Consider the following 19926-nt stretch of genomic DNA (forward strand, 5'->3'; position numbering starts at 1 on the left):
TCACGGCGGCGTTTGCGTGCCATATACCAAGACATCACGGCTCCGACGCATGGCGGCTTCCACCATTTGCGGATTGCATTTTACGTAAGTCTCGTGACCTAGAGTGGACTCATGCTGTCCACTCCCTCAGACGCGTTCCGCGCGCAATATCAGTCTTTGGTCGATACTGGTGCGATCGAGCCCGACCCCGCCCAGGCCGAGGTCGCCGACGCGCTGGCGGCGCTGGAGCGCCGGCTCTCCACCTACAAGCCCTCGCGCAAGCAAGGCTTGTTCGGTCGCCTTTTTGCCGACAAGAGCGAGCCGCCGAATGGCCTCTATGTCCATGGCGAGGTCGGCCGCGGCAAGACCATGCTGATGGACCTGTTCTTCCAGAACTGTCCGGTTGAGCTCAAGCGCCGCGCGCATTTCCACGAATTCATGGCCGAGGTGCATGAGCGCATCTACGGCTACCGCCAGAACATCGCGCGCGGCGAGCTCGCCGATGCCGATGTGATCGGGCTCACGGCGCAGGCGATCTTCGACCAGGCCTGGCTGCTCTGTTTCGACGAATTCCATGTCACCGACATCGCCGACGCGATGATCCTGGGCCGTCTGTTCGCCAGGCTGTTCGAGCTCGGCACGGTGGTGGTGGCGACCTCCAACGTCGCGCCTGAAGACCTCTACAAAGGCGGCCTCAACCGCTCGCTGTTCCTGCCTTTCATCAAGCAGATCGCCGACCACATGGACGTAATGCGGCTGGACGCGCGCACCGATTTCCGGCTGGAGAAGCTGGCCGGCGTGAAGATGTGGCTGGTGCCGGCCGATGTCGACGCGCGGGCGGCGCTCGACAAGGCCTGGGCGCGGCTCACGGGGCATGCCAAGTGCAAGCCGCGCGACATGACGATCAAGGGGCGCATCCTGCATGTCCCGTGCTCCGCCAACGGCGTCGCCCGCTTCGGCTTTGCCGATCTGTGCGGAAAGCCGCTGGCAGCCTCGGACTATCTGCGGCTCGCGCACGACTATCATACGATCCTGATCGATCATGTTCCGGTCATGGATCTGGCCGAGCGCAATGCCGCCAAGCGCTTCATCACCCTGATCGATACGCTCTACGACAACGCCGTGAAGCTGATCGCCTCCGCCGAGGCTGACCCGGTTTCGCTCTACATCGCGACCGAGGGCGTGGAGGCCATGGAGTTCAAGCGGACCACCTCGCGCCTGATCGAGATGGGCTCGGACTCCTATCTGGCCCTGCCGCACGGGCGGAAGGACTCGGCGGCATCTGGGACTTCCACGGGGTTGGTCGAAACCTGACAACCACCGGAGCTTTGGCGAGCGCCTGCCGCCGGGCACGCAGCCGCGAAAAGGCCACGTCAATCATGCTGAAAGGATCATCAGCGCCCGTCGCCCGGTCCTGATCGAAATCAAGGCACGCCCGCCAATTGGCCATAGCGTGACTTGAACGGCCCGGGCGAAAGGGATAACCACCACTCGACTTTTCAACCTCCCTCACTCCTTCGGGTTCAAAGGAAAATTTGCCATGGCGCGCGACAAGATTGCTTTGATTGGCTCCGGTCAGATCGGCGGAACGCTGGCTCACCTCGTTGGCCTCAAGGAGCTCGGCGACGTCGTGATGTTCGACATTGCCGAAGGCGTTCCGCAGGGCAAGGCGCTCGACATCGCCCAGTCGTCGCCGGTCGACGGCTTCGACGCGCACTACACCGGCGCCAACTCCTATGAGGCGCTCGACAACGCCAAGGTGTGCATCGTTACCGCCGGCGTGCCGCGCAAGCCCGGCATGAGCCGCGACGATCTGCTGTCGATCAACCTCAAGGTGATGGAGCAGGTCGGCGCCGGCATCAAGAAGTACGCCCCGGACGCCTTCGTCATCTGCATCACCAACCCGCTCGACGCGATGGTCTGGGCGCTGCAGAAGGCCTCCGGTCTCCCGGCCAAGAAGGTCGTTGGCATGGCCGGCGTGCTCGACTCGGCGCGTTTCCGCTACTTCCTGGCCGATGAGTTCAACGTCTCGGTCGAGGACGTCACCGCCTTCGTGCTCGGCGGTCATGGCGACACCATGGTGCCGCTGACCAAGTACTCGACCGTTGCCGGCATTCCGCTGCCCGACCTGGTCAAGATGGGCTGGACGTCGCAGGCCCGCATCGACGAGATCGTCGATCGCACCCGCAACGGCGGCGCCGAGATCGTCAATCTGCTGAAGACCGGCTCGGCCTATTACGCGCCGGCGGCGTCGGCGATCGCGATGGCCGAGAGCTATCTGCGCGACAAGAAGCGCGTGCTGCCCTGCGCGGCGCATCTCAACGGCGAGTTCGGCGTCAAGGACATGTATGTCGGCGTGCCCGTCGTGATCGGCTCCAAGGGTGTCGAGCGCATCGTCGAGATCGAGCTCGCGGGCAAGGACCGCGAGGCGTTCGACAAGTCGGTCGCCGCCGTGCAGGGCCTCGTCGACGCCTGCAAGAAGATCGCGCCCGACCTGCTCGGCCGCTGATCAGGGGTCATTCACGGGGCGTAATCTCGCCCACATCGAGTTGCAGGATGTTTGGTATATGGTATACCAGACATCCTAACAACAATTCTGGTCGTCACCCCATCGCGGGTTCGGGGAGCAAGCGCTTATGAACATTCACGAATATCAGGCCAAGGCACTGCTGCACGAGTTCGGCGTGCCGATTTCCAAGGGCGTGCCAGTTCTCCGTCCGGAGGACGCGGATGCGGCGGCGAAGACGCTCGGCGGCCCGGTCTGGGTCGTGAAGAGCCAGATCCACGCCGGTGGCCGTGGCAAGGGCAAGTTCAAGGAGGCCTCGGCCGGCGACAAGGGCGGCGTCCGCCTCGCCAAGTCGATCGACGAGGTCAACACTTTCGCCAAGCAGATGCTGGGCGCGACGCTGGTGACGGTGCAGACCGGCCCCGACGGCAAGCAGGTCAATCGCCTCTACATCGAGGACGGCTCGGATATCGACAAGGAGTTCTATCTGTCGCTGCTGGTCGACCGCGAGACCTCGAAGGTCGCCTTCGTCGTGTCGACCGAAGGCGGCGTGAACATCGAGGACGTGGCGCACAGCACGCCTGAGAAGATCATCACCTTCTCGGTCGACCCGGCCACCGGCGTCATGGGCCATCATGGCCGCGCTGTCGCCAAGGCGCTGAAGCTGACGGGCGATCTCGCCAAGCAGGCCGAGAAGCTCACCACCCAGCTCTACAATGCGTTCGTCGCCAAGGACATGGCGATGCTCGAGATCAACCCGCTGGTCGTCACCAAGCAGGGCCAGCTCCGCGTGCTCGATGCCAAGGTGTCGTTCGACTCCAACGCGCTGTTCAAGCATCCCGAGGTCGTCGCGCTGCGCGACGAGACCGAGGAGGACGCCAAGGAGATCGAGGCCTCGAAGTACGACCTCAACTACGTCGCGCTCGACGGCACCATCGGCTGCATGGTCAACGGCGCCGGCCTCGCCATGGCGACGATGGACATCATCAAGCTCTACGGCATGGAGCCCGCCAACTTCCTCGACGTCGGCGGCGGCGCCAGCAAGGAGAAGGTCGCGGCGGCGTTCAAGATCATCACCGCCGACCCGAACGTGAAGGGCATCCTGGTCAACATCTTCGGCGGCATCATGAAGTGCGATGTCATCGCCGAGGGCGTGGTGGCCGCGGTCAAGGAAGTGGGTCTGAAGGTGCCGCTGGTGGTGCGCCTCGAAGGCACCAATGTCGATCTCGGCAAGAAGATCATCAGCGAGTCCGGTCTGAACGTGCTGCCCGCCGACAATCTCGACGACGCCGCGCAGAAGATCGTCAAGGCCGTCAAGGGAGGCTGAGCGCCGGTCCAGGCGCTCGCTCATTCCTCACCGCAACGCTTTTAGAGAAAGCACGATGTCCATCCTCATCGACAAGAACACCAAGGTCATCTGCCAGGGCTTCACTGGCAAGAACGGCACCTTCCACTCCGAGGCGGCGATCGCCTATGGCACCAAGATGGTCGGCGGTACCTCGCCGGGCAAAGGCGGCTCGACCCATCTCGGCCTGCCGGTGTTCGACACCGTCAAGGAGGCCCGCGAGGCCACCGGCGCCGACGCGTCGGTGATCTACGTGCCGCCGCCGGGCGCCGCCGACGCGATCTGCGAAGCCATCGACGCCGAGGTCCCGCTGATCGTCTGCATCACCGAAGGCATCCCGGTGCTCGACATGGTCCGGGTGAAGCGCTCGCTGCAGGGTTCCAAGTCGCGCCTGATCGGGCCGAACTGCCCGGGCGTCATGACCGCCGGCGAGTGCAAGATCGGCATCATGCCGGCCAACATCTTCAAGCCGGGTTCGGTCGGCATCGTGTCGCGTTCGGGCACGCTGACCTATGAGGCGGTGTTCCAGACCACGTCGGAAGGTCTCGGCCAGACCACCGCGGTCGGCATCGGCGGCGACCCGGTCAAGGGCACCGAGTTCATCGACATGCTGGAGATGTTCCTGGCTGACCCGAAGACGACCTCGATCATCATGATCGGTGAGATCGGCGGCTCGGCCGAGGAGGACGCGGCGCAGTTCATCAAGGACGAAGCCAAGCGCGGCCGCAAGAAACCGATGGTGGGATTCATTGCCGGTGTCACCGCCCCTCCCGGCCGTCGCATGGGTCATGCCGGCGCGATCATCTCGGGCGGCAAGGGCGATGCCGGCTCGAAGACGGCCGCGATGGAAGCTGCTGGTATTACAGTGTCTCCGTCGCCCGCACGGCTCGGCAAGACGCTTGTCGAAAAGTTGAAATCCTGATTCAGGACTTAGTGCTTTTCGGCGCGAATATTTACAATAAATAAGGTAGACGGTCCTAACCGGAGCCTGATCCGCTTTGTCAGCGGGTCAGGCATTGCGCCGTTTTGATTGGGCGCATCGAAATTACCAGGACGCCACCATGTCTCGCCAAGACGCGAACGCCGCCTTCGCCCTGTCGTCTTTTCTGCAGGGCACCAATGCCACCTACATCGATGAGATCTACGCCCGCTACGAGAAGGATCCCGCCTCGGTCGATCCGGAGTGGCAGGAGTTCTTTAAAAGCCTGAAGGATGCGCCGACCGACGTGCAGAAGAATGCGTCGGGTCCCTCCTGGGCGCGCAGCAACTGGCCGGTGGCCCCGCGCGACGAGCTGACCTCGGCGCTCGACGGCAACTGGGCGGTGGTCGAGAAGAAGGTCGGCGAGAAGATCGCGGCCAAGGCGCAGACCAAGGGCGTCGAACTGTCGCTGGCCGACGTCAACCAGGCCACCCGCGACTCCGTCCGCGCGTTGATGCTGATCCGCGCCTACCGCATGCGCGGCCACTTCCACGCCAAGCTCGATCCGCTCGGCATCGAGGCGCCGCGCAACCGCGAGGAGCTCGACCCGCGCTCCTACGGCTTCACCGAGGCCGATTTCGACCGCAAGATCTTCCTCGATCACGTGCTGGGCCTCGAATACGGCTCCCTGCGCGAGATCGTCGCGATCTGCGAGCGCACCTACTGCCAGACGCTCGGCGTCGAGTTCATGCACATCACGAACGCGGCGCAGAAGGCCTGGATCCAGGAGCGCATCGAGGGGCCGGACAAGGAGATCTCGTTCACCCGCGAGGGCCGTCGCGCCATCCTGCAGAAGCTGATCGAATCCGAAGGCTTCGAGAAGTTCTGCGACGTCAAGTTCACCGGCACCAAGCGCTTCGGTCTCGACGGCGGCGAGTCGCTGATCCCGGCGCTGGAGCAGATCATCAAGCGCGGCGGCAATCTCGGCGTGAAGGAGATCGTGCTCGGCATGCCGCATCGCGGCCGCCTGAACGTGCTGACCCAGGTCATGGGCAAGGCGCACCGGGCGTTGTTCCACGAGTTCAAGGGTGGCTCGGCCAATCCCGACGCGGTCGAAGGCTCCGGCGACGTCAAGTACCACCTCGGCGCCTCCTCGGACCGCGAGTTCGACGGCAACCGGATCCATCTGTCGCTGACTGCCAACCCGTCGCATCTTGAGATCGTCGACCCCGTGGTGCTCGGCAAGGTCCGCGCCAAGCAGGATCAGCACGGCGATCCGCCGGACATGCGCATCTCGGTGCTGCCGCTGCTGATGCATGGCGACGCGGCGTTCGCCGGCCAGGGCGTGGTGGCGGAGTGCTTCGCGCTGTCGGATCTGAAGGGCTACCGGACCGGTGGCTCGATTCATTTCATCGTCAACAACCAGATCGGCTTCACGACCTATCCGCGCTATTCGCGCTCGTCGCCCTATCCGTCCGACGTCGCCAAGATGATCGACGCGCCGATCTTCCATGTGAACGGCGACGATCCGGAGGCGGTCGTGTTCGCGGCCAAGGTCGCGACCGAGTTCCGGCAGAAGTTCCACAAGCCGGTCGTCATCGACATGTTCTGCTACCGCAGGCATGGCCACAACGAAGGTGACGAGCCGGCTTTCACCCAGCCGGTGATGTACAAGAAGATCGCCGGTCATCCGTCGACCCTGGAGATCTACTCCAAGCGCCTGGTCGCCGAAGGCGTCATGACCGAGGGCGAGGTCGACAAGGCCAAGGCCGACTGGCGCGCCCGTCTCGACGCCGAGTTCGAGGCCGGCACCTCCTATCGTCCCAACAAGGCCGACTGGCTCGACGGCAAGTGGGCAGGGTTCAAGTCTGCCGACCAGGAAGAAGAAGCGCGCCGCGGCGTGACCGGCGTCGAGCTCGACCGTCTCAAGGAGATCGGCCGCAAGATCACCAAGGTGCCGGACGGCTTCCGCCTGCACCGCACGATCCAGCGCTTCCTCGAGAACCGCGCCAAGGCGATCGACAGCGGCATCGGGATCGACTGGGCGACCGGCGAGGCGCTGGCGTTCTGCTCGCTGCTCCTGGAAGGCCACAAGGTTCGTCTGTCCGGCCAGGACAGCGAACGCGGCACCTTCTCGCAACGTCACTCGGTCTTGATCGACCAGGAGGACGAGAGCCGCTACACGCCGTTCAACCATCTGGCGCCGGAGCAGGGCCATTTCGAGGTCATCAACTCGCTGCTCTCGGAAGAAGCCGTGCTCGGCTTCGAATACGGCTACTCGCTTGCCGAGCCCACTGCGCTGACGCTGTGGGAGGCGCAGTTCGGCGATTTCGCCAACGGCGCCCAGGTGCTGTTCGACCAGTTCATCTCGTCGGGTGAGCGCAAATGGCTGCGCATGTCCGGCCTCGTCTGCCTGCTGCCGCATGGCTATGAGGGCCAGGGCCCCGAGCATTCGTCGGCCCGCCTCGAACGCTATCTGCAGATGTGCGCCGAGGACAACATGCAGGTGGTCTATCCGACCACGCCGGCGAACTACTTCCATGTCATGCGTCGGCAGCTGCATCGCGAGATCCGCAAGCCGCTGATCGTGATGACGCCGAAGTCGCTGCTGCGCCACAAGCGCGCGGTGTCGCGGCTCGAGGAGCTGGCCAAGGGAACGACCTTCCACCGCATCCTGTACGATGACGCCCAGATGCAGGCGGACGACAAGACCAAGCTGGTGCCGGACGATCAGATCCGCCGCATCGTGCTGTGCTCGGGCAAGGTCTATTACGACCTGTACGACGAGCGCGAGAAGCGCGGGCTCAACGACGTCTATCTGATGCGCGTCGAGCAGCTTTACCCGGTGCCGCTCAAGGCGCTGGTCGCCGAGCTCAGCCGCTTCAAGAACGCCGAAGTGGTGTGGTGTCAGGAAGAGCCCCGCAACATGGGCGCCTGGCACTTCATCGAGCCCTACATCGAATGGGTGCTGAACCAGACCGGCGGCAAGAGCAAGCGTCCGCGCTATGCCGGCCGCGCCGCGTCGGCGGCCACCGCCACGGGCCTGATGTCGAAGCATCTTGCGCAACTGAAGGCGCTGCTCGACGAAGCCCTGAACTGAACCTGCCTATAGAGGCGCCCCGCAAGCCATGCGGGGCGCAAGTACATCGCGTTGATCGTCCGTCCCGCATCGCTTGCTCGCCGCAAGGCGATGGCGGACGGACTTTATGGCCGCACGGGTTATTGAGGATAAAAGACCATGACTGAAATTCGCGTTCCGACGCTGGGTGAATCCGTCACCGAAGCCACCATCGGCCGCTGGTTCAAGAAGGCTGGCGACGCGGTTGCCGTCGACGAGCCCCTCGTCGAGCTCGAGACCGACAAGGTCACGATCGAGGTGCCCGCGCCGTCGGCCGGCACCTTGGGCGAGATCATCGCCAAGGATGGTGAGACGGTCGCCGTCGGCGCGCTGCTCGGCCAGATCACCGATGGCGCCGCGGCTGCCAAGCCGGCCGCTGCTGCTCCGGCTTCGGCAAAGCCCGCTGCCTCCGCGCCGCCGGCTGCGGCACCTGCGCCGGCCAAGGCGCTGCCCGCCGATACGCCGCAAGCCCCGTCGGTGCGCAAGCTCTCGGCCGAGAGCGGCGTCGATGCCACCACCGTGCCCGGCTCGGGCAAGGACGGCCGCGTCACCAAGGGCGACATGCTGGCCGCGATCGAGCGCGCCGCATCGGCGCCGACTCCGGTCAATCAGCCGGCCGCCGCCGTGCAGGTGCGTGCGCCGTCGCCCGCTGACGATGCGGCGCGCGAGGAGCGCGTGAAGATGACCCGGCTGCGCCAGACCATCGCGCGCCGCCTCAAGGACGTCCAGAACACCGCGGCCATGCTCACGACCTTCAACGAGGTCGACATGACCAACGTGATGGCGCTTCGCAGCCAGTACAAGGACGTGTTCGAGAAGAAGCACGGCTCGAAGCTCGGCTTCATGGGCTTCTTCACCAAGGCGGTGGTGCAGGCGCTGAAGGACATTCCGGCGGTCAACGCCGAGATCGACGGCTCGGACCTGATCTACAAGAACTACTATCACATCGGCGTCGCCGTCGGCACCGACAAGGGCCTGGTCGTGCCGGTCGTGCGCGACTGTGACCACAAGTCGATCGCCGACATCGAGAAGGGCATCGCCGATTTCGGCCGCCGCGCCCGTGACGGCCAGCTCAAGATCGACGAGATGCAGGGCGGCACCTTCACGATCACCAATGGCGGCATCTACGGCTCGCTGATGTCGACCCCGATCCTGAACGCGCCGCAGTCCGGCATCCTCGGCATGCACAAGATCCAGGAGCGCCCCGTCGTGGTTGCCGGCAAGATCGAGGTCCGCCCGATGATGTATCTCGCGCTGTCCTACGATCACCGCGTCATCGACGGCAAGGAGGCGGTGACCTTCCTGGTGCGCGTCAAGGAGAGCCTGGAAGATCCGGCGCGGCTTGTGCTGGATCTCTGAGCGGAGGCGACGATGGAGGAGCCGTCACTGGTGCTGTCGTTGATGCCGTTTCTCCTTACGACGGTGATCTTCTTTGTTTTCACCATTCCGATCGCTCGGAGAAAGGGCAGGGGTCTCGGCTTCGCCGCTTTGAGCCTCATACCCTTCGTGACGCCCTTCATCCTGCTTTATCTAGTGAGTCTGACCGACAAGGCTGTTTTCGATCGCCTTGCAGAACTTGAAGCCAAGTCACAGTAGGAATCGGCCAAGTGGCCCGCGCAAGCAGTCCACTTGGCGCACTCAGCGGGGCTCCTCATGACCGACAGGGTTGCAGTAATCACCGGCGGTAGCCGCGGCATCGGCCGCGCCACCGCCATTGCGGCCGCATCGCGCGGCTTCAAGATCGTGGTCGGCTACGCCTCCAACGAGGCGGCGGCGCAGAGCACGGTGGCCGCGATCGAGGCCAAGAACGGCAAGGCCATCGCGGTCAAATGCGACGTCGGCAGCGAGCACGACATCCTCGCTCTGTTCAAGGCGGCCGACAAGTTCGGCACCCTCGGCGCTCTCATCAACAACGCTGGCATCGTCGGCCCCACCACGCGCGTCGACGAGATGAGCGCGGAGCGCATCGAGCGGTTGATGGCGGTCAACGTCACCGGCAGCATCCTGTGCGCACGTGAGGCCGTGAAGCGGATGTCGACGCGGCATGGTGGTCAGGGCGGCGTCATCATCAATTTGTCCTCGGTCGCGGCCAGGCTCGGCTCGCCCAACACCTATGTCGACTACGCCGCCTCGAAAGGCGCGATCGATTCCTTCACCGTCGGCCTCGGTCACGAGGTCGCGAACGAAGGCATCCGCGTCGCGGCGATCCGCCCGGGCCTGATCGACACCGAGATCCATGCCTCCGGCGGCGAGCCCGATCGCGCCCACCGCCTTGCCCCCATGGTGCCGATGAAGCGCGTTGGCACCGCGGAGGAAATCGCCAATGCCATCGTCTGGCTGCTGTCGGACGAGGCCTCCTATGTCACTTCGGCCATTCTCGACGTGTCGGGCGGACGCTGACGACCGTCGTCATCTTTGACTGCAAGCTTACGGAACATTCGATCATGGCATCTTACGATCTCGTCGTCATCGGCACCGGACCCGGTGGGTATGTCTGCGCCATCCGCGCGGCGCAGCTCGGCATGAAGGTGGCCGTGGTCGAGAAGAACGCGACCCTCGGCGGCACCTGCCTCAACGTCGGCTGCATGCCCTCGAAGGCGCTGCTGCATGCCTCCGAGCTGTTCGAGGAGGCCGGGCACTCCTTCGCCAAGATGGGCGTCAAGGTGTCGCAGCCCGAGCTCGATCTGCCGGCGATGATGAACTTCAAGCAGCAGGGCATCGACGGCAACGTCAAGGGCGTCGAGTTCCTGATGAAGAAGAACAAGATCGACGTGCTCGTGGGCAAGGGCAAGATCCTCGGCACCGGCAAGCTGCAGGTGACCGGCAATGACGGCGCGGTGCAGACCGTCGAGACCAAGAACATCGTGATCGCGACCGGCTCGGACATTGCGCGCCTGAAGGGCATCGAGATCGACGAAAAGCGCATCGTCTCGTCGACCGGCGCGCTGTCGCTGGAGAAAGTGCCTTCGAGGCTGCTGGTGGTCGGCGCCGGCGTGATCGGGCTCGAGCTCGGCTCGGTGTGGCGCCGCCTCGGCGCCAAGGTCACCGTGGTCGAATTCCTCGACCGCATCCTGCCCGGCATGGATGGCGAGATCGCGAAACAGTTTCAGCGCATTCTCGAGAAGCAGGGCTTTGCGTTCAAGCTCGGCGCCAAGGTGACCGGCGTCGATACGTCCGGGGCTACGCTCTCGGCGACCATCGAGCCCGCCGCGGGCGGAGCGGCTGAAAAGATCGAAGCCGATGTCGTGCTGGTGGCGATCGGGCGCGTGCCCTACACCGACGGTCTTGGCCTGCAGGAGGCCGGCGTGGTGCTCGACAATCGCGGCCGCGTCCAGATCGATCACCATTTCGCGACCAGCGTGCCGGGCGTCTATGCCATCGGCGACGTCGTCGCCGGGCCCATGCTCGCGCACAAGGCCGAGGACGAGGGTGTTGCGGTCGCCGAGATCATCGCCGGACAGGCCGGCCATGTGAACTACGACGTCATTCCCGGCGTCGTTTACACGACGCCGGAAGTCGCGTCCGTCGGCAAGACCGAGGACGAGCTGAAGCAGGCGGGCGTCGCCTATACCGTCGGCAAGTTTCCGTTTACCGCGAACGGTCGCTCCAAGGTCAATCAGACCACTGACGGCTTCGTGAAGATCCTTGCGGATGCGAAGACGGATCGCGTGCTCGGCGCCCATATCATCGGCCGCGAGGCCGGGGAAATCATTCACGAGGCCGCCGTATTGATGGAGTTCGGTGGCTCTGCCGAGGATCTCGCGCGCACCTGCCACGCGCATCCGACGCGGTCGGAGGCCGTCAAGGAAGCCGCGCTTGCGGTGGGCAAGCGGGCCATCCATATGTGATGGACGCCCGGAGACGTCTTCGGTGGGTGCGACAAAACGCCCGCTGGTGACGCTGAACCGAACGGCAAGGCGCGAGGTCGTATCGTCATAGCGGCCTCAACCCGCGGGGCCTGGCGGAGATGGAGTCCGATGCTGCGCCGCCTGCTTCAGCCGTTCTGGGTTTTGCTTGCGATCATCTTCCTGATCGAGGCTTGGCTGTGGGACCATCTCGAGCCGATCGTGGCGCGCATCGTCGCCGCGATACCGCTGCGTAGCTTCAAGCACTGGCTGGCCGGGCGCATTGAGACGCTGTCGCCGGCGCTGACCCTGATCGTCTTCGTCGTGCCGGTCGTGCTGCTGTTTCCGCTCAAGCTGATCGGCATGTGGCTGCTGATGCACCAGCAGTGGAAGTTTGCGCTGGCCACGATCGTGTTCGGCAAGATCGTCGGCGTCGGCGTCACCGCCTTCATCTTCGATGTGACGCGCAGCAAGCTGCTGCAGATGTCCTGGTTCGCGTGGCTCTACGAGGCCGTGCTCGCGCTGCGCAGGAAAGCCGCGGCGCTGGTCGATCCGATCAAGCAGCGCATCCGCGAGATCATCCGCGGCAATGCCGATGGCTGGTCATCGCGCGTGCTGCGCGTGATCATGCGCTTCCGCAGGAGCGTGCAGCAGGCGCGGTAGCGGTGGTCCCCACGTCGCAAAGCCAGTTGCTGTCGCTGACCTCAGTGCAGATGCAAGAGATGCGGCTGGAACAGGCCGAGCAACGTCATGGCAATACCGATCAGCGCGAGCCCTCCGGACGCCCAGGCCAGCACGAGCATGCCCGTGATGATCGTCGCTGACGCCAGCACGATGCCGATCTGGAAGGCGGCCGACGCGAGCTCATAGTGGTGGTACTTTGCGGTGGCGAGGTCGCGCTCGTGCTCGGCATGCTTGGCGCGTTCGGCCAGCTGCTCGCTGCCTTCGCCGGTCTCCGGCTCCGAGCGATAGCGCGCGGCATTCTTCTGCCAATCGTCGATCTGCTTCTGCAACGCCGCCTTCGCTGCCTCGTCAGGCAGCGCCGGCAAGCTCAGCTTGCCCTGCTCGGCGGCGGTCTGCACCACGGTGCGGCGAACGGTCTTGGCCTGGAAGAAGGCCCAGAGGTTCGAGGCCTCGACGTTCTTGCTGATCGATTCGGTCTGCGCGCCCTTGCCGAGCGTCTCCGAGAGCGCCAGGAACAGGGCTATGACGGCGATCAGCAGCGCGATCTTCTTGTTTTCGCCGGACGCATGCTCGGCATGCTCCGCATGCTCCATGCTCTCATGTGCGCTCATCTGTTCCCCTCCGGATCAAGCAGCCAAGACGATTGCCGGAACCGGGGGGACAGCGCAAGCGAAACGATATGAACGAAAGATGTCACCGCCGCGGATGCGCTGACGCGTACACCTGCAGCAGGCGCTCCGAATCAATGCCGGTATAGACCTGGGTCGTCGACAGCGAGGCGTGGCCGAGCAGCTCCTGGATCGCACGCAGGTCGCCGCCGCGCGACAGCAGATGCGTCGCGAAGGAATGGCGCAGCGCGTGCGGCGTGGCGCTGTCGGGCAGGCCGAGCGCGCCGCGCAGCCGCTCCATCGTCAGCTGGATGATGCGCGGGCTCAACGGGCCGCCCTTGGCGCCGAGGAACATCGGCCCGTCCGCAGACAGCGGATAAGGACAAAGCTTGGCGTACTCGTCGATCAGCTGCAGCACATTCTGCAGCACCGGCACCATGCGGGTCTTGTTGCCCTTGCCGGTCACGACCAGCACGTCGCCTTCGCCCGGCCGTGGCACCTCGCGGCGCTTGAGGCCGAGCGCTTCGGAGATGCGCAGGCCGGAGCCGTAGAGCAGGGCCATCACAGCGGCGTCGCGCGCCAGCACCCAGGTCTCCCGGGTCTCGCCGGCGCGCTCGTCGGCATCGGCGAGCCGCTTGGCGGCATCCATCGGCAGCGGCTTGGGCAGGCTCTTGGCGATCTTTGGCGCGCGGATTCCGGAGAGTGCGCCGACCTTGCCCTTGCCCTCGCGCTCGAGGAAGCGGCCGAACGAGCGCAGGCCCGCCAAGGTTCGCATCAAGGACCGACCCGCGATGTCGTCTGCGCGTCGCATCGCCATGAAGGCGCGGATATCGGCCGCCTCCAGCGCAGCGAAGCGCGCCAGCGTCACCGGCTCGCCCCAATGGGTGCAGAGGAATTGCAGGCACTGCCGCAGGTCACGGGCATAGGCCTCGACCGTCTTCGGCGACAGCCGGCGCTCGCTGCGCAGATGCGCCAGCCACTGCATCATGACCCGTACCACGCCCTCGTCGGCGCCGATGAGGTCGGTGATGTCGGGCGTCTCCGCCGCTGATGTCGTGGTCGCAGCCATCGCGAACAGCTCGATCTCATCTCGTCGAGTCATGTATATCCCACTATCGTCCTTTACCGTTCGCTAACTTTGCCGGGCGGCTTTCGCTTCAGCCAGAGCAAGGCTATCTCCGGCCTCATGGACCGCCCGACCGATCTCTTTCCAGGTGCAGCCAGCGCGACCGGCGTGGTCGACGTGCTGGTTCCGGTCGCGCTGGACCACACCTATTCCTACCGTGTGCCGCGCGGCATGGATCTGAGGGCTGGCGATGTCGTCGGCGTGCCGCTGGGCCCGCGCGAGGTGCTGGCGGTGGTGTGGGCCGAGAATGCCAATCCCGATCCGCGCCTGCACAACCGGCTCAAGGACGTCAGCGAGAAGCTCGATGTGCCGCCGCTCAAGCCGGAGCTGCGGTCCCTGATCGACTGGGTCGCCAATTATACGCTGTCGCCCCGCGGCATGGTGCTGCGGATGTCCCTGCGCATGGGCGAGCATCTCGGCCCGGAGCGCGTTCGCCTCGGCGTCCGGCTGGTCGGCGAGCCGCCGAAGCGGCTGACGCCGTCACGCCGCCGCGTCATCGACGCCGTTTCCGACGGCCTGCTGCACGGCAAGTCGGATCTGGCGCGCGAGGTCGGCGTGTCCGGGGGCGTGATCGACGGCCTGGTCGACGAGGGCACCTTGACGGTGGAGGCGATGCCGCGGACGCTGGCGCCGCCGGCGCCCGATCCCGACTTCGCCCGGCCGGAGTTCTTCGACGCGCAGCAGGCCGGCGTCGAGGCGATGCGGGCGCTGGCCGCGAGCGGCACGTTCCAGGTTGCGCTGCTCGACGGCGTCACTGGGTCAGGCAAGACGGAAGTCTATTTCGAGGCGGTGGCCGAAACGGTCCGCCGCGGCCGGCAGTCGCTGATCCTGATGCCGGAGATCGCGCTGACCGGCCAATTCCTGGAGCGCTTCTCGCGCCGCTTCGGCGTCCGCCCGCTGGAATGGCATTCCGAGCTGACCCCGCGCAACCGTCAGCGCAACTGGGCTTCGATCGCCGCCGGCGAGGCGCCGGTGGTCGTCGGCGCCCGCTCGGCGCTGTTCCTGCCCTATGCCGATCTCGGCCTGATCATCGTCGACGAGGAGCACGACCAGGCCTACAAGCAGGACGAGGGCGCCCATTACCACGCCCGCGACATGGCCGTGGTGCGCGGCCACATCGCCAAGATCCCGGTGGTGCTGGCGTCAGCGACGCCCTCGGTGGAGACCGAGGTCAATGCCCGCAAGGGCCGCTACCAGCGCGTGGCGCTGCCGTCGCGCTTCGGCGGCCAGCACATGCCGCATATCGAGGCCATCGATCTCCGGCGCGAGCCGCCGCCGCGCGGCCGCTACATCTCGCCGCGGCTGGCCGGCGAGATCCGCACCGCGATCGAGCGCGGCGAGCAGGCGCTGCTGTTCCTGAACCGCCGCGGCTATGCGCCGCTCACCCTGTGCCGCGCCTGCGGTCACCGCTTCGCCTGCACCATCTGCGACGCCTGGCTGGTCGATCACCGCTTTCGCCAGCGGCTGGTCTGCCACCATTGCGGCTTCTCGATGCCGCGTCCGCCGAGCTGTCCGCACTGCGCGGCCGAGGAATCGCTGGTCGCGGTGGGACCCGGCGTGGAGAGGTTGCAGGAGGAGGCGGCGGCGCTGTTTCCGGAGGCGCGCAGCATGGTGCTGTCGAGCGATCTGATCACCTCGATCGAGACCATGCGCGCCGAGCTGACGGAGATCGCGGAAGGCCGCGTCGATCTCATCATCGGCACCCAGCTCGTCGCCAAGGGGCATAACTTTCCGCGGCTCAATCTCGTCGGTGTGGTCGATGCCGATCTCGGCCTCGGCAATGGCGATCCGCGCGCCGCCGAGCGCACCTGGCAGCTCCTGAACCAGGTGATCGGCCGCGCCGGCCGTGAGCAGGGGCGAGGCCGAGGCTACCTGCAGACCCACCAGCCCGAGCATCCCGTCATGAAGGCGCTGGTCGCCTGCGACCGCGAGGCCTTCTACACCAGCGAGATCGACGTCCGCGAGCGCACCGGCTATCCGCCGTTCGGGCGGCTCGCGAGCCTGATCATCTCGGCGGGAGACCGGCCCACCGCAGAAGGCTTTGCCCGCCGGCTGGTCGCGTCGGCGCCGCGCGAGGAGGGTGTGCTGCTGCTCGGCCCAGCCGAGGCGCCGCTCGCGGTGATAAAGGGCCGCTACCGCTTTCGGCTGCTGCTCAAGTCGGCACGCAATTTCGACCTGTCGGATTATCTGCGCCACTGGCTGGCGCATGCCGAGAAGCCCAAGGGCAATCTCAAGCTCGAGGTCGACGTCGACCCGCAGAGCTTCCTGTAGCGCTCGGCGCGCTCTCCACCGTCATCGCGAGGAGCGACGCGACGAAGCAATCCAGAGTCCAGACCCGGCCCTGGATTGCTTCGCTGCGCCGCTGCGCTCGCAATGACGCGTAAATAGATTCTGGTGCCTTACGACACGACCTCAGCGGTGACGCGGCCGACGCCGGCGCGGGTCAGGCCGATGGCGCGGGCGGCGCCGGTCGAGAGGTCGAGCACCCGGCCGCGGATGAACGGGCCGCGGTCGTTGACGGTGACGATGACGCTGTTGCCGCCATGGGTCACGCGCAGCTTGGTGCCGAACGGCAGCGAGCGGTGCGCGCAGGTCATGGCGTTGGCGTTCATGCGCTGGCCGGAGGCAGTGCGGCTGCCGGACTCGTTGCCGTAGTACGACGCCATGCCGGAGAAGCTGCGGCCGGTGCCGGACGACGGCGTGACCGCTGCGTTGGAGTTCATCCACGAGGAGCCGTTGGACGACCATCCGTTCGAGAACGAGTCGGCCGCGGGCTGAGCAGCATGGCGCGACATGTGGTGATGGTGGTGGCGAGCGTGGTGCTGGTGGTGCCTGGACCGGGCCGAGGCTTCGGTGGCGCTGCCGCCGACGATCAGCGTCACGGCAACAGCGAGCGCGGTGCGCGAGCCGGCGATTTTGCCAGCCGAGATGTTCTTCAGTTTCAGCATCTATGTCCCTCGAACAGTATTGCCGCGTTCTGCGGCCAGTGAACCCCCGTCAGGTGTTGAGGCGGGCGCCGTTTGGTGGGGCAATGAGGCGTGAATGGGGCAGTAGAAATTGTTTCGCTCTGATCGAAACATCTTGCATCGCGGTCTACTCATCACGGAAAATTCCGTAATCCGTTGCTTTAACGCTTCTTTAACGATCAAATACTTCAAAATACTGTTGATTTAAGTTCTCGCTTAGGACGCCAAGATGTCAGCAAGTAATGTCGATGCGGGCCGGCCGGCGGCCGCCGGGCACCGCCGACGGGAGTCAAGGCCAAACCAGCATGGCGGCCATGCAGCAACAGCTGGAACCTTGTCCGAAGTGATTGGTATTGGGGTCGGGTCGCGTGTTGGGCGCGATCAGCGTGTCCGTTGGACGGGCGCTTTCGCTCCGACCGCGGCGCGGCAACAAGGTGCCGAATAGCGGGCCACCGCTTGTTGCGGCTGCGCGTACGCTATGTTAGCAAAGCGCCGCTTTTCGTGATCAAGCTGCTCCCGCGGCGATCGAAAATCAAAGTCCTGCTTGAATTCCAAGGGCTTAACTGGTTTGCGCCGCAGCGGCGCGCCGGTGTCCCTCTTGTGGGTTGGGCACATATAAAAAGAGCACGTCTGTGGCTGCTGAAGATCCCTCCGTATCCGGTGTGTCCGGTCGTTACGCGACGGCCCTGTTTGAACTGGCCCGTGACGAAAAGTCCGTCGATGCGGTCAAGGCCGATCTCGACAGGTTCAATGCCCTCCTCGATGAGAGCGCCGATCTCAAGCGCCTCGTCCGCAGTCCGGTGTTCGGTGCGGACGTGCAACTCAAGGCGCTGAATGCCGTGCTGGACAAGGCTGGCATCGCCGGCGTCGCCGCCAACGTGCTGCGCGTGCTGACCGCCAACCGCCGCCTGTTCGCGGTGACCGACGTGATCCGCGCCTTCAACGCGCTGGTCGCCAAATACAAGGGAGAGGCCACGGCCGACGTCGTCGTCGCCGAGCCGCTCTCCGACAAGAATCTCGACGCCTTGAAGGCCTCACTGAAGACGGTGACCGGCAAGGACGTCGCGCTCAACGTGAAAGTCGATCCAGCGATTATCGGCGGGCTCGTCGTCAAGCTCGGCAGCCGCATGATCGATAGTTCGCTTCGCACCAAACTCAACTCGATCAAGCACGCGATGAAAGAGGCAGGCTGATGGACATCCGCGCCGCGGAAATTTCCGCGATCCTCAAGGACCAGATCAAGAATTTCGGGCAGGAAGCCGAAGTTACCGAAGTCGGACAGGTGCTGTCCGTCGGTGACGGTATCGCCCGCGTCTACGGTCTCGACAACGTCCAGGCCGGTGAGATGGTCGAGTTCGAGAACGGCACCCGCGGCATGGCGCTGAACCTCGAGACCGACAATGTCGGCGTCGTCATCTTCGGCGCCGACCGCGAGATCAAGGAAGGCCAGACCGTCAAGCGCACCCGCGCCATCGTCGACGCTCCGGTCGGCAAGGGTCTGCTCGGCCGCGTCGTCGACGCGCTCGGCAATCCGATCGACGGCAAGGGCCCGATCCAGGCGACCGAGCGCAAGCGCGTCGACGTCAAGGCCCCCGGCATCATTCCGCGCAAGTCGGTGAACGAGCCGATGTCGACCGGCCTCAAGGCGATCGACGCCCTGATCCCGGTCGGCCGTGGCCAGCGCGAGCTGATCATCGGTGACCGTCAGACCGGCAAGACCGCGATCGCGCTCGACACCATCCTGAACCAGAAGCCGCTCAACGTTGCCGGCGCCCCCGAGAGCCAGAAGCTGTATTGCGTCTACGTCGCGATCGGCCAGAAGCGCTCCACCGTCGCTCAGTTCGTCAAGGTGCTCGAAGAGCAGGGCGCGCTGGAATACTCGATCGTCATCGCCGCCACCGCGTCCGATCCGGCTCCGATGCAGTATCTCGCTCCGTTCACCGGCTGCACCATGGGCGAGTACTTCCGCGACAACGGCATGCACGCCGTCATCATCTATGACGATCTGTCGAAGCAGGCCGTCGCCTATCGCCAGATGTCGCTGCTGCTGCGCCGCCCGCCGGGGCGCGAAGCCTATCCGGGCGACGTGTTCTATCTGCATTCGCGCCTGCTCGAGCGGGCCGCCAAGCTCAGCAAGGACCATGGTCTGGGGTCGCTCACCGCGCTGCCCGTCATCGAGACCCAGGCCAACGACGTGTCGGCCTACATTCCGACCAACGTCATTTCGATCACCGACGGCCAGATCTTCCTGGAGACCGATCTGTTCTTCCAGGGCATCCGTCCTGCCGTGAACGTCGGTCTGTCGGTGTCGCGCGTCGGCTCCTCGGCCCAGACCAAGGCGATGAAGAAGGTCGCCGGTAAGATCAAGGGCGAGCTGGCGCAGTACCGCGAAATGGCGGCGTTCGCGCAGTTCGGCTCCGACTTGGACGCCTCGACCCAGCGCCTGCTCAACCGCGGCGCGCGCCTGACCGAGCTCCTGAAGCAGCCGCAGTTCTCGCCGCTGAAGATGGAAGAGCAGGTCTGCGTGATCTGGGCCGGCACCAACGGCTATCTCGATCCGCTCCCGCTCAACAAGGTGCGCGCGTTCGAGGACGGCCTGCTGTCGCTGCTGCGCGGCAAGAATGCCGACCTGCTGAACGCGATCCGTGACAGCAAGGATCTGTCCGACGACAGCGCCGCCAAGCTGAAGGCGGTGGTCGAAGGCTTCGCCAAGACCTTCGCCTGACGGCAAAGGATGGCCGGACTTCGCCCGGCCATCAACGTCGTCGACGTGGGACAACAAGACATCTCATGTCCGGCACCAGGCCGGGCATGACCAATCTCGAGGGTT

The 19926-nt window shown here is 65.3% G+C and carries 16 protein-coding genes; 13 read left to right on the forward strand and 3 right to left on the reverse strand.

Features of this window, described 5'->3' with window-relative positions; translation table 11 throughout:
- The first annotated feature begins 111 nt into the window (after nt 1-111).
- From zapE to QX121_RS11060, 10 genes are all read left to right on the forward strand, one after another.
- Nucleotides 112-1293, forward strand: a complete 1182-nt coding sequence (zapE, locus tag QX121_RS11015) for a cell division protein ZapE (RefSeq protein ID WP_315757141.1) — start codon at nt 112-114, stop codon at nt 1291-1293.
- A 226-nt stretch (nt 1294-1519) separates the two neighbouring features.
- Nucleotides 1520-2488, forward strand: coding sequence for a malate dehydrogenase (gene mdh / locus QX121_RS11020; RefSeq protein ID WP_009031546.1), 969 nt, complete (start codon nt 1520-1522; stop codon nt 2486-2488).
- A gap of 127 nt (nt 2489-2615) precedes the next feature.
- Entirely contained in the window at nt 2616-3812 is a 1197-nt protein-coding gene (gene sucC, locus QX121_RS11025) for an ADP-forming succinate--CoA ligase subunit beta (protein ID WP_315777283.1), read from the forward strand.
- Between the two features lie 55 nt (nt 3813-3867).
- Nucleotides 3868-4752: a succinate--CoA ligase subunit alpha gene (sucD, locus tag QX121_RS11030; RefSeq protein WP_172184319.1), complete on the forward strand. Its 885-nt coding sequence runs from the start codon at nt 3868-3870 to the stop codon at nt 4750-4752.
- A 139-nt stretch (nt 4753-4891) separates the two neighbouring features.
- A complete protein-coding gene (locus QX121_RS11035; RefSeq protein WP_315740709.1) occupies nt 4892-7849 on the forward strand; it encodes a 2-oxoglutarate dehydrogenase E1 component in 2958 nt (985 codons plus the stop codon).
- Nucleotides 7850-7987: 138 nt separating this feature from the next.
- On the forward strand, nt 7988-9226 hold the full coding sequence (gene odhB / locus QX121_RS11040; protein ID WP_315781640.1) for a 2-oxoglutarate dehydrogenase complex dihydrolipoyllysine-residue succinyltransferase: 1239 nt from the start codon (nt 7988-7990) through the stop codon (nt 9224-9226).
- A gap of 12 nt (nt 9227-9238) precedes the next feature.
- The gene (locus QX121_RS11045; protein ID WP_315811920.1) at nt 9239-9463 is read left to right on the forward strand and encodes a hypothetical protein; all 225 of its coding nucleotides are present in this window, start codon (nt 9239-9241) and stop codon (nt 9461-9463) included.
- 57 nt (nt 9464-9520) lie between these two features.
- Nucleotides 9521-10267 (forward strand): SDR family oxidoreductase, encoded by a 747-nt coding sequence (locus tag QX121_RS11050; RefSeq protein WP_315781637.1) that lies wholly within the window; start codon nt 9521-9523, stop codon nt 10265-10267.
- A gap of 44 nt (nt 10268-10311) precedes the next feature.
- Nucleotides 10312-11715 (forward strand): dihydrolipoyl dehydrogenase, encoded by a 1404-nt coding sequence (gene lpdA, locus QX121_RS11055; RefSeq protein ID WP_315757147.1) that lies wholly within the window; start codon nt 10312-10314, stop codon nt 11713-11715.
- Nucleotides 11716-11844: 129 nt separating this feature from the next.
- On the forward strand, nt 11845-12375 hold the full coding sequence (locus tag QX121_RS11060) for a hypothetical protein (RefSeq protein ID WP_315740714.1): 531 nt from the start codon (nt 11845-11847) through the stop codon (nt 12373-12375).
- 41 nt (nt 12376-12416) lie between these two features.
- Here QX121_RS11060 and QX121_RS11065 read toward each other — a convergent pair whose 3' ends face one another.
- On the reverse strand, nt 12417-13007 hold the full coding sequence (locus QX121_RS11065) for a DUF4337 domain-containing protein (protein ID WP_315740715.1): 591 nt from the start codon (nt 13005-13007) through the stop codon (nt 12417-12419).
- Nucleotides 13008-13089: 82 nt separating this feature from the next.
- Nucleotides 13090-14073 carry a tyrosine recombinase XerC gene (locus QX121_RS11070; protein ID WP_315770677.1) on the reverse strand — a complete coding sequence of 328 codons (984 nt, stop codon included), beginning with the start codon at nt 14071-14073 and terminating at the stop codon, nt 13090-13092.
- A 117-nt stretch (nt 14074-14190) separates the two neighbouring features.
- On the opposite strand from QX121_RS11070, the gene QX121_RS11075 reads away from it, so the two are divergent.
- Nucleotides 14191-16401, forward strand: coding sequence for a primosomal protein N' (locus QX121_RS11075; RefSeq protein ID WP_315770544.1), 2211 nt, complete (start codon nt 14191-14193; stop codon nt 16399-16401).
- Between the two features lie 128 nt (nt 16402-16529).
- On the opposite strand, the gene QX121_RS11080 is transcribed toward QX121_RS11075, so the two are convergent.
- On the reverse strand, nt 16530-17078 hold the full coding sequence (locus QX121_RS11080; RefSeq protein WP_315740717.1) for a septal ring lytic transglycosylase RlpA family protein: 549 nt from the start codon (nt 17076-17078) through the stop codon (nt 16530-16532).
- 650 nt (nt 17079-17728) lie between these two features.
- On the opposite strand from QX121_RS11080, the gene QX121_RS11085 reads away from it, so the two are divergent.
- Both QX121_RS11085 and atpA read left to right on the forward strand, forming a co-directional pair.
- A complete protein-coding gene (locus tag QX121_RS11085; protein WP_315715934.1) occupies nt 17729-18289 on the forward strand; it encodes a F0F1 ATP synthase subunit delta in 561 nt (186 codons plus the stop codon).
- Entirely contained in the window at nt 18289-19821 is a 1533-nt protein-coding gene (gene atpA, locus QX121_RS11090) for a F0F1 ATP synthase subunit alpha (RefSeq protein WP_315715935.1), read from the forward strand. The genes QX121_RS11085 and atpA overlap by 1 nt, the downstream gene beginning before the upstream one ends.
- Nucleotides 19822-19926 lie beyond the last annotated feature (105 nt).

This window comes from Bradyrhizobium sp. SZCCHNR2028, from assembly GCF_032380995.1.
GTDB lineage: Bacteria > Pseudomonadota > Alphaproteobacteria > Rhizobiales > Xanthobacteraceae > Bradyrhizobium.

Bases quoted from the DNA above. Each gene is read 5' to 3' on its own strand.
- QX121_RS11050 (WP_315781637.1), top strand. From the start codon at position 9,521: ATGACCGACAGGGTTGCAGTAATCACCGGCGGTAGCCGCGGCATCGGC.
- QX121_RS11035 (WP_315740709.1), top strand. From the start codon at position 4,892: ATGTCTCGCCAAGACGCGAACGCCGCCTTCGCCCTGTCGTCTTTTCTG.
- QX121_RS11080 (WP_315740717.1), bottom strand. From the start codon at position 17,078: ATGCTGAAACTGAAGAACATCTCGGCTGGCAAAATCGCCGGCTCGCGC.
- QX121_RS11070 (WP_315770677.1), bottom strand. From the start codon at position 14,073: ATGGCTGCGACCACGACATCAGCGGCGGAGACGCCCGACATCACCGAC.
- atpA (WP_315715935.1), top strand. From the start codon at position 18,289: ATGGACATCCGCGCCGCGGAAATTTCCGCGATCCTCAAGGACCAGATC.
- sucC (WP_315777283.1), top strand. From the start codon at position 2,616: ATGAACATTCACGAATATCAGGCCAAGGCACTGCTGCACGAGTTCGGC.
- QX121_RS11075 (WP_315770544.1), top strand. From the start codon at position 14,191: ATGGACCGCCCGACCGATCTCTTTCCAGGTGCAGCCAGCGCGACCGGC.
- lpdA (WP_315757147.1), top strand. From the start codon at position 10,312: ATGGCATCTTACGATCTCGTCGTCATCGGCACCGGACCCGGTGGGTAT.
- zapE (WP_315757141.1), top strand. From the start codon at position 112: ATGCTGTCCACTCCCTCAGACGCGTTCCGCGCGCAATATCAGTCTTTG.
- mdh (WP_009031546.1), top strand. From the start codon at position 1,520: ATGGCGCGCGACAAGATTGCTTTGATTGGCTCCGGTCAGATCGGCGGA.
- sucD (WP_172184319.1), top strand. From the start codon at position 3,868: ATGTCCATCCTCATCGACAAGAACACCAAGGTCATCTGCCAGGGCTTC.
- odhB (WP_315781640.1), top strand. From the start codon at position 7,988: ATGACTGAAATTCGCGTTCCGACGCTGGGTGAATCCGTCACCGAAGCC.
- QX121_RS11060 (WP_315740714.1), top strand. From the start codon at position 11,845: ATGCTGCGCCGCCTGCTTCAGCCGTTCTGGGTTTTGCTTGCGATCATC.
- QX121_RS11065 (WP_315740715.1), bottom strand. From the start codon at position 13,007: ATGAGCGCACATGAGAGCATGGAGCATGCGGAGCATGCCGAGCATGCG.
- QX121_RS11045 (WP_315811920.1), top strand. From the start codon at position 9,239: ATGGAGGAGCCGTCACTGGTGCTGTCGTTGATGCCGTTTCTCCTTACG.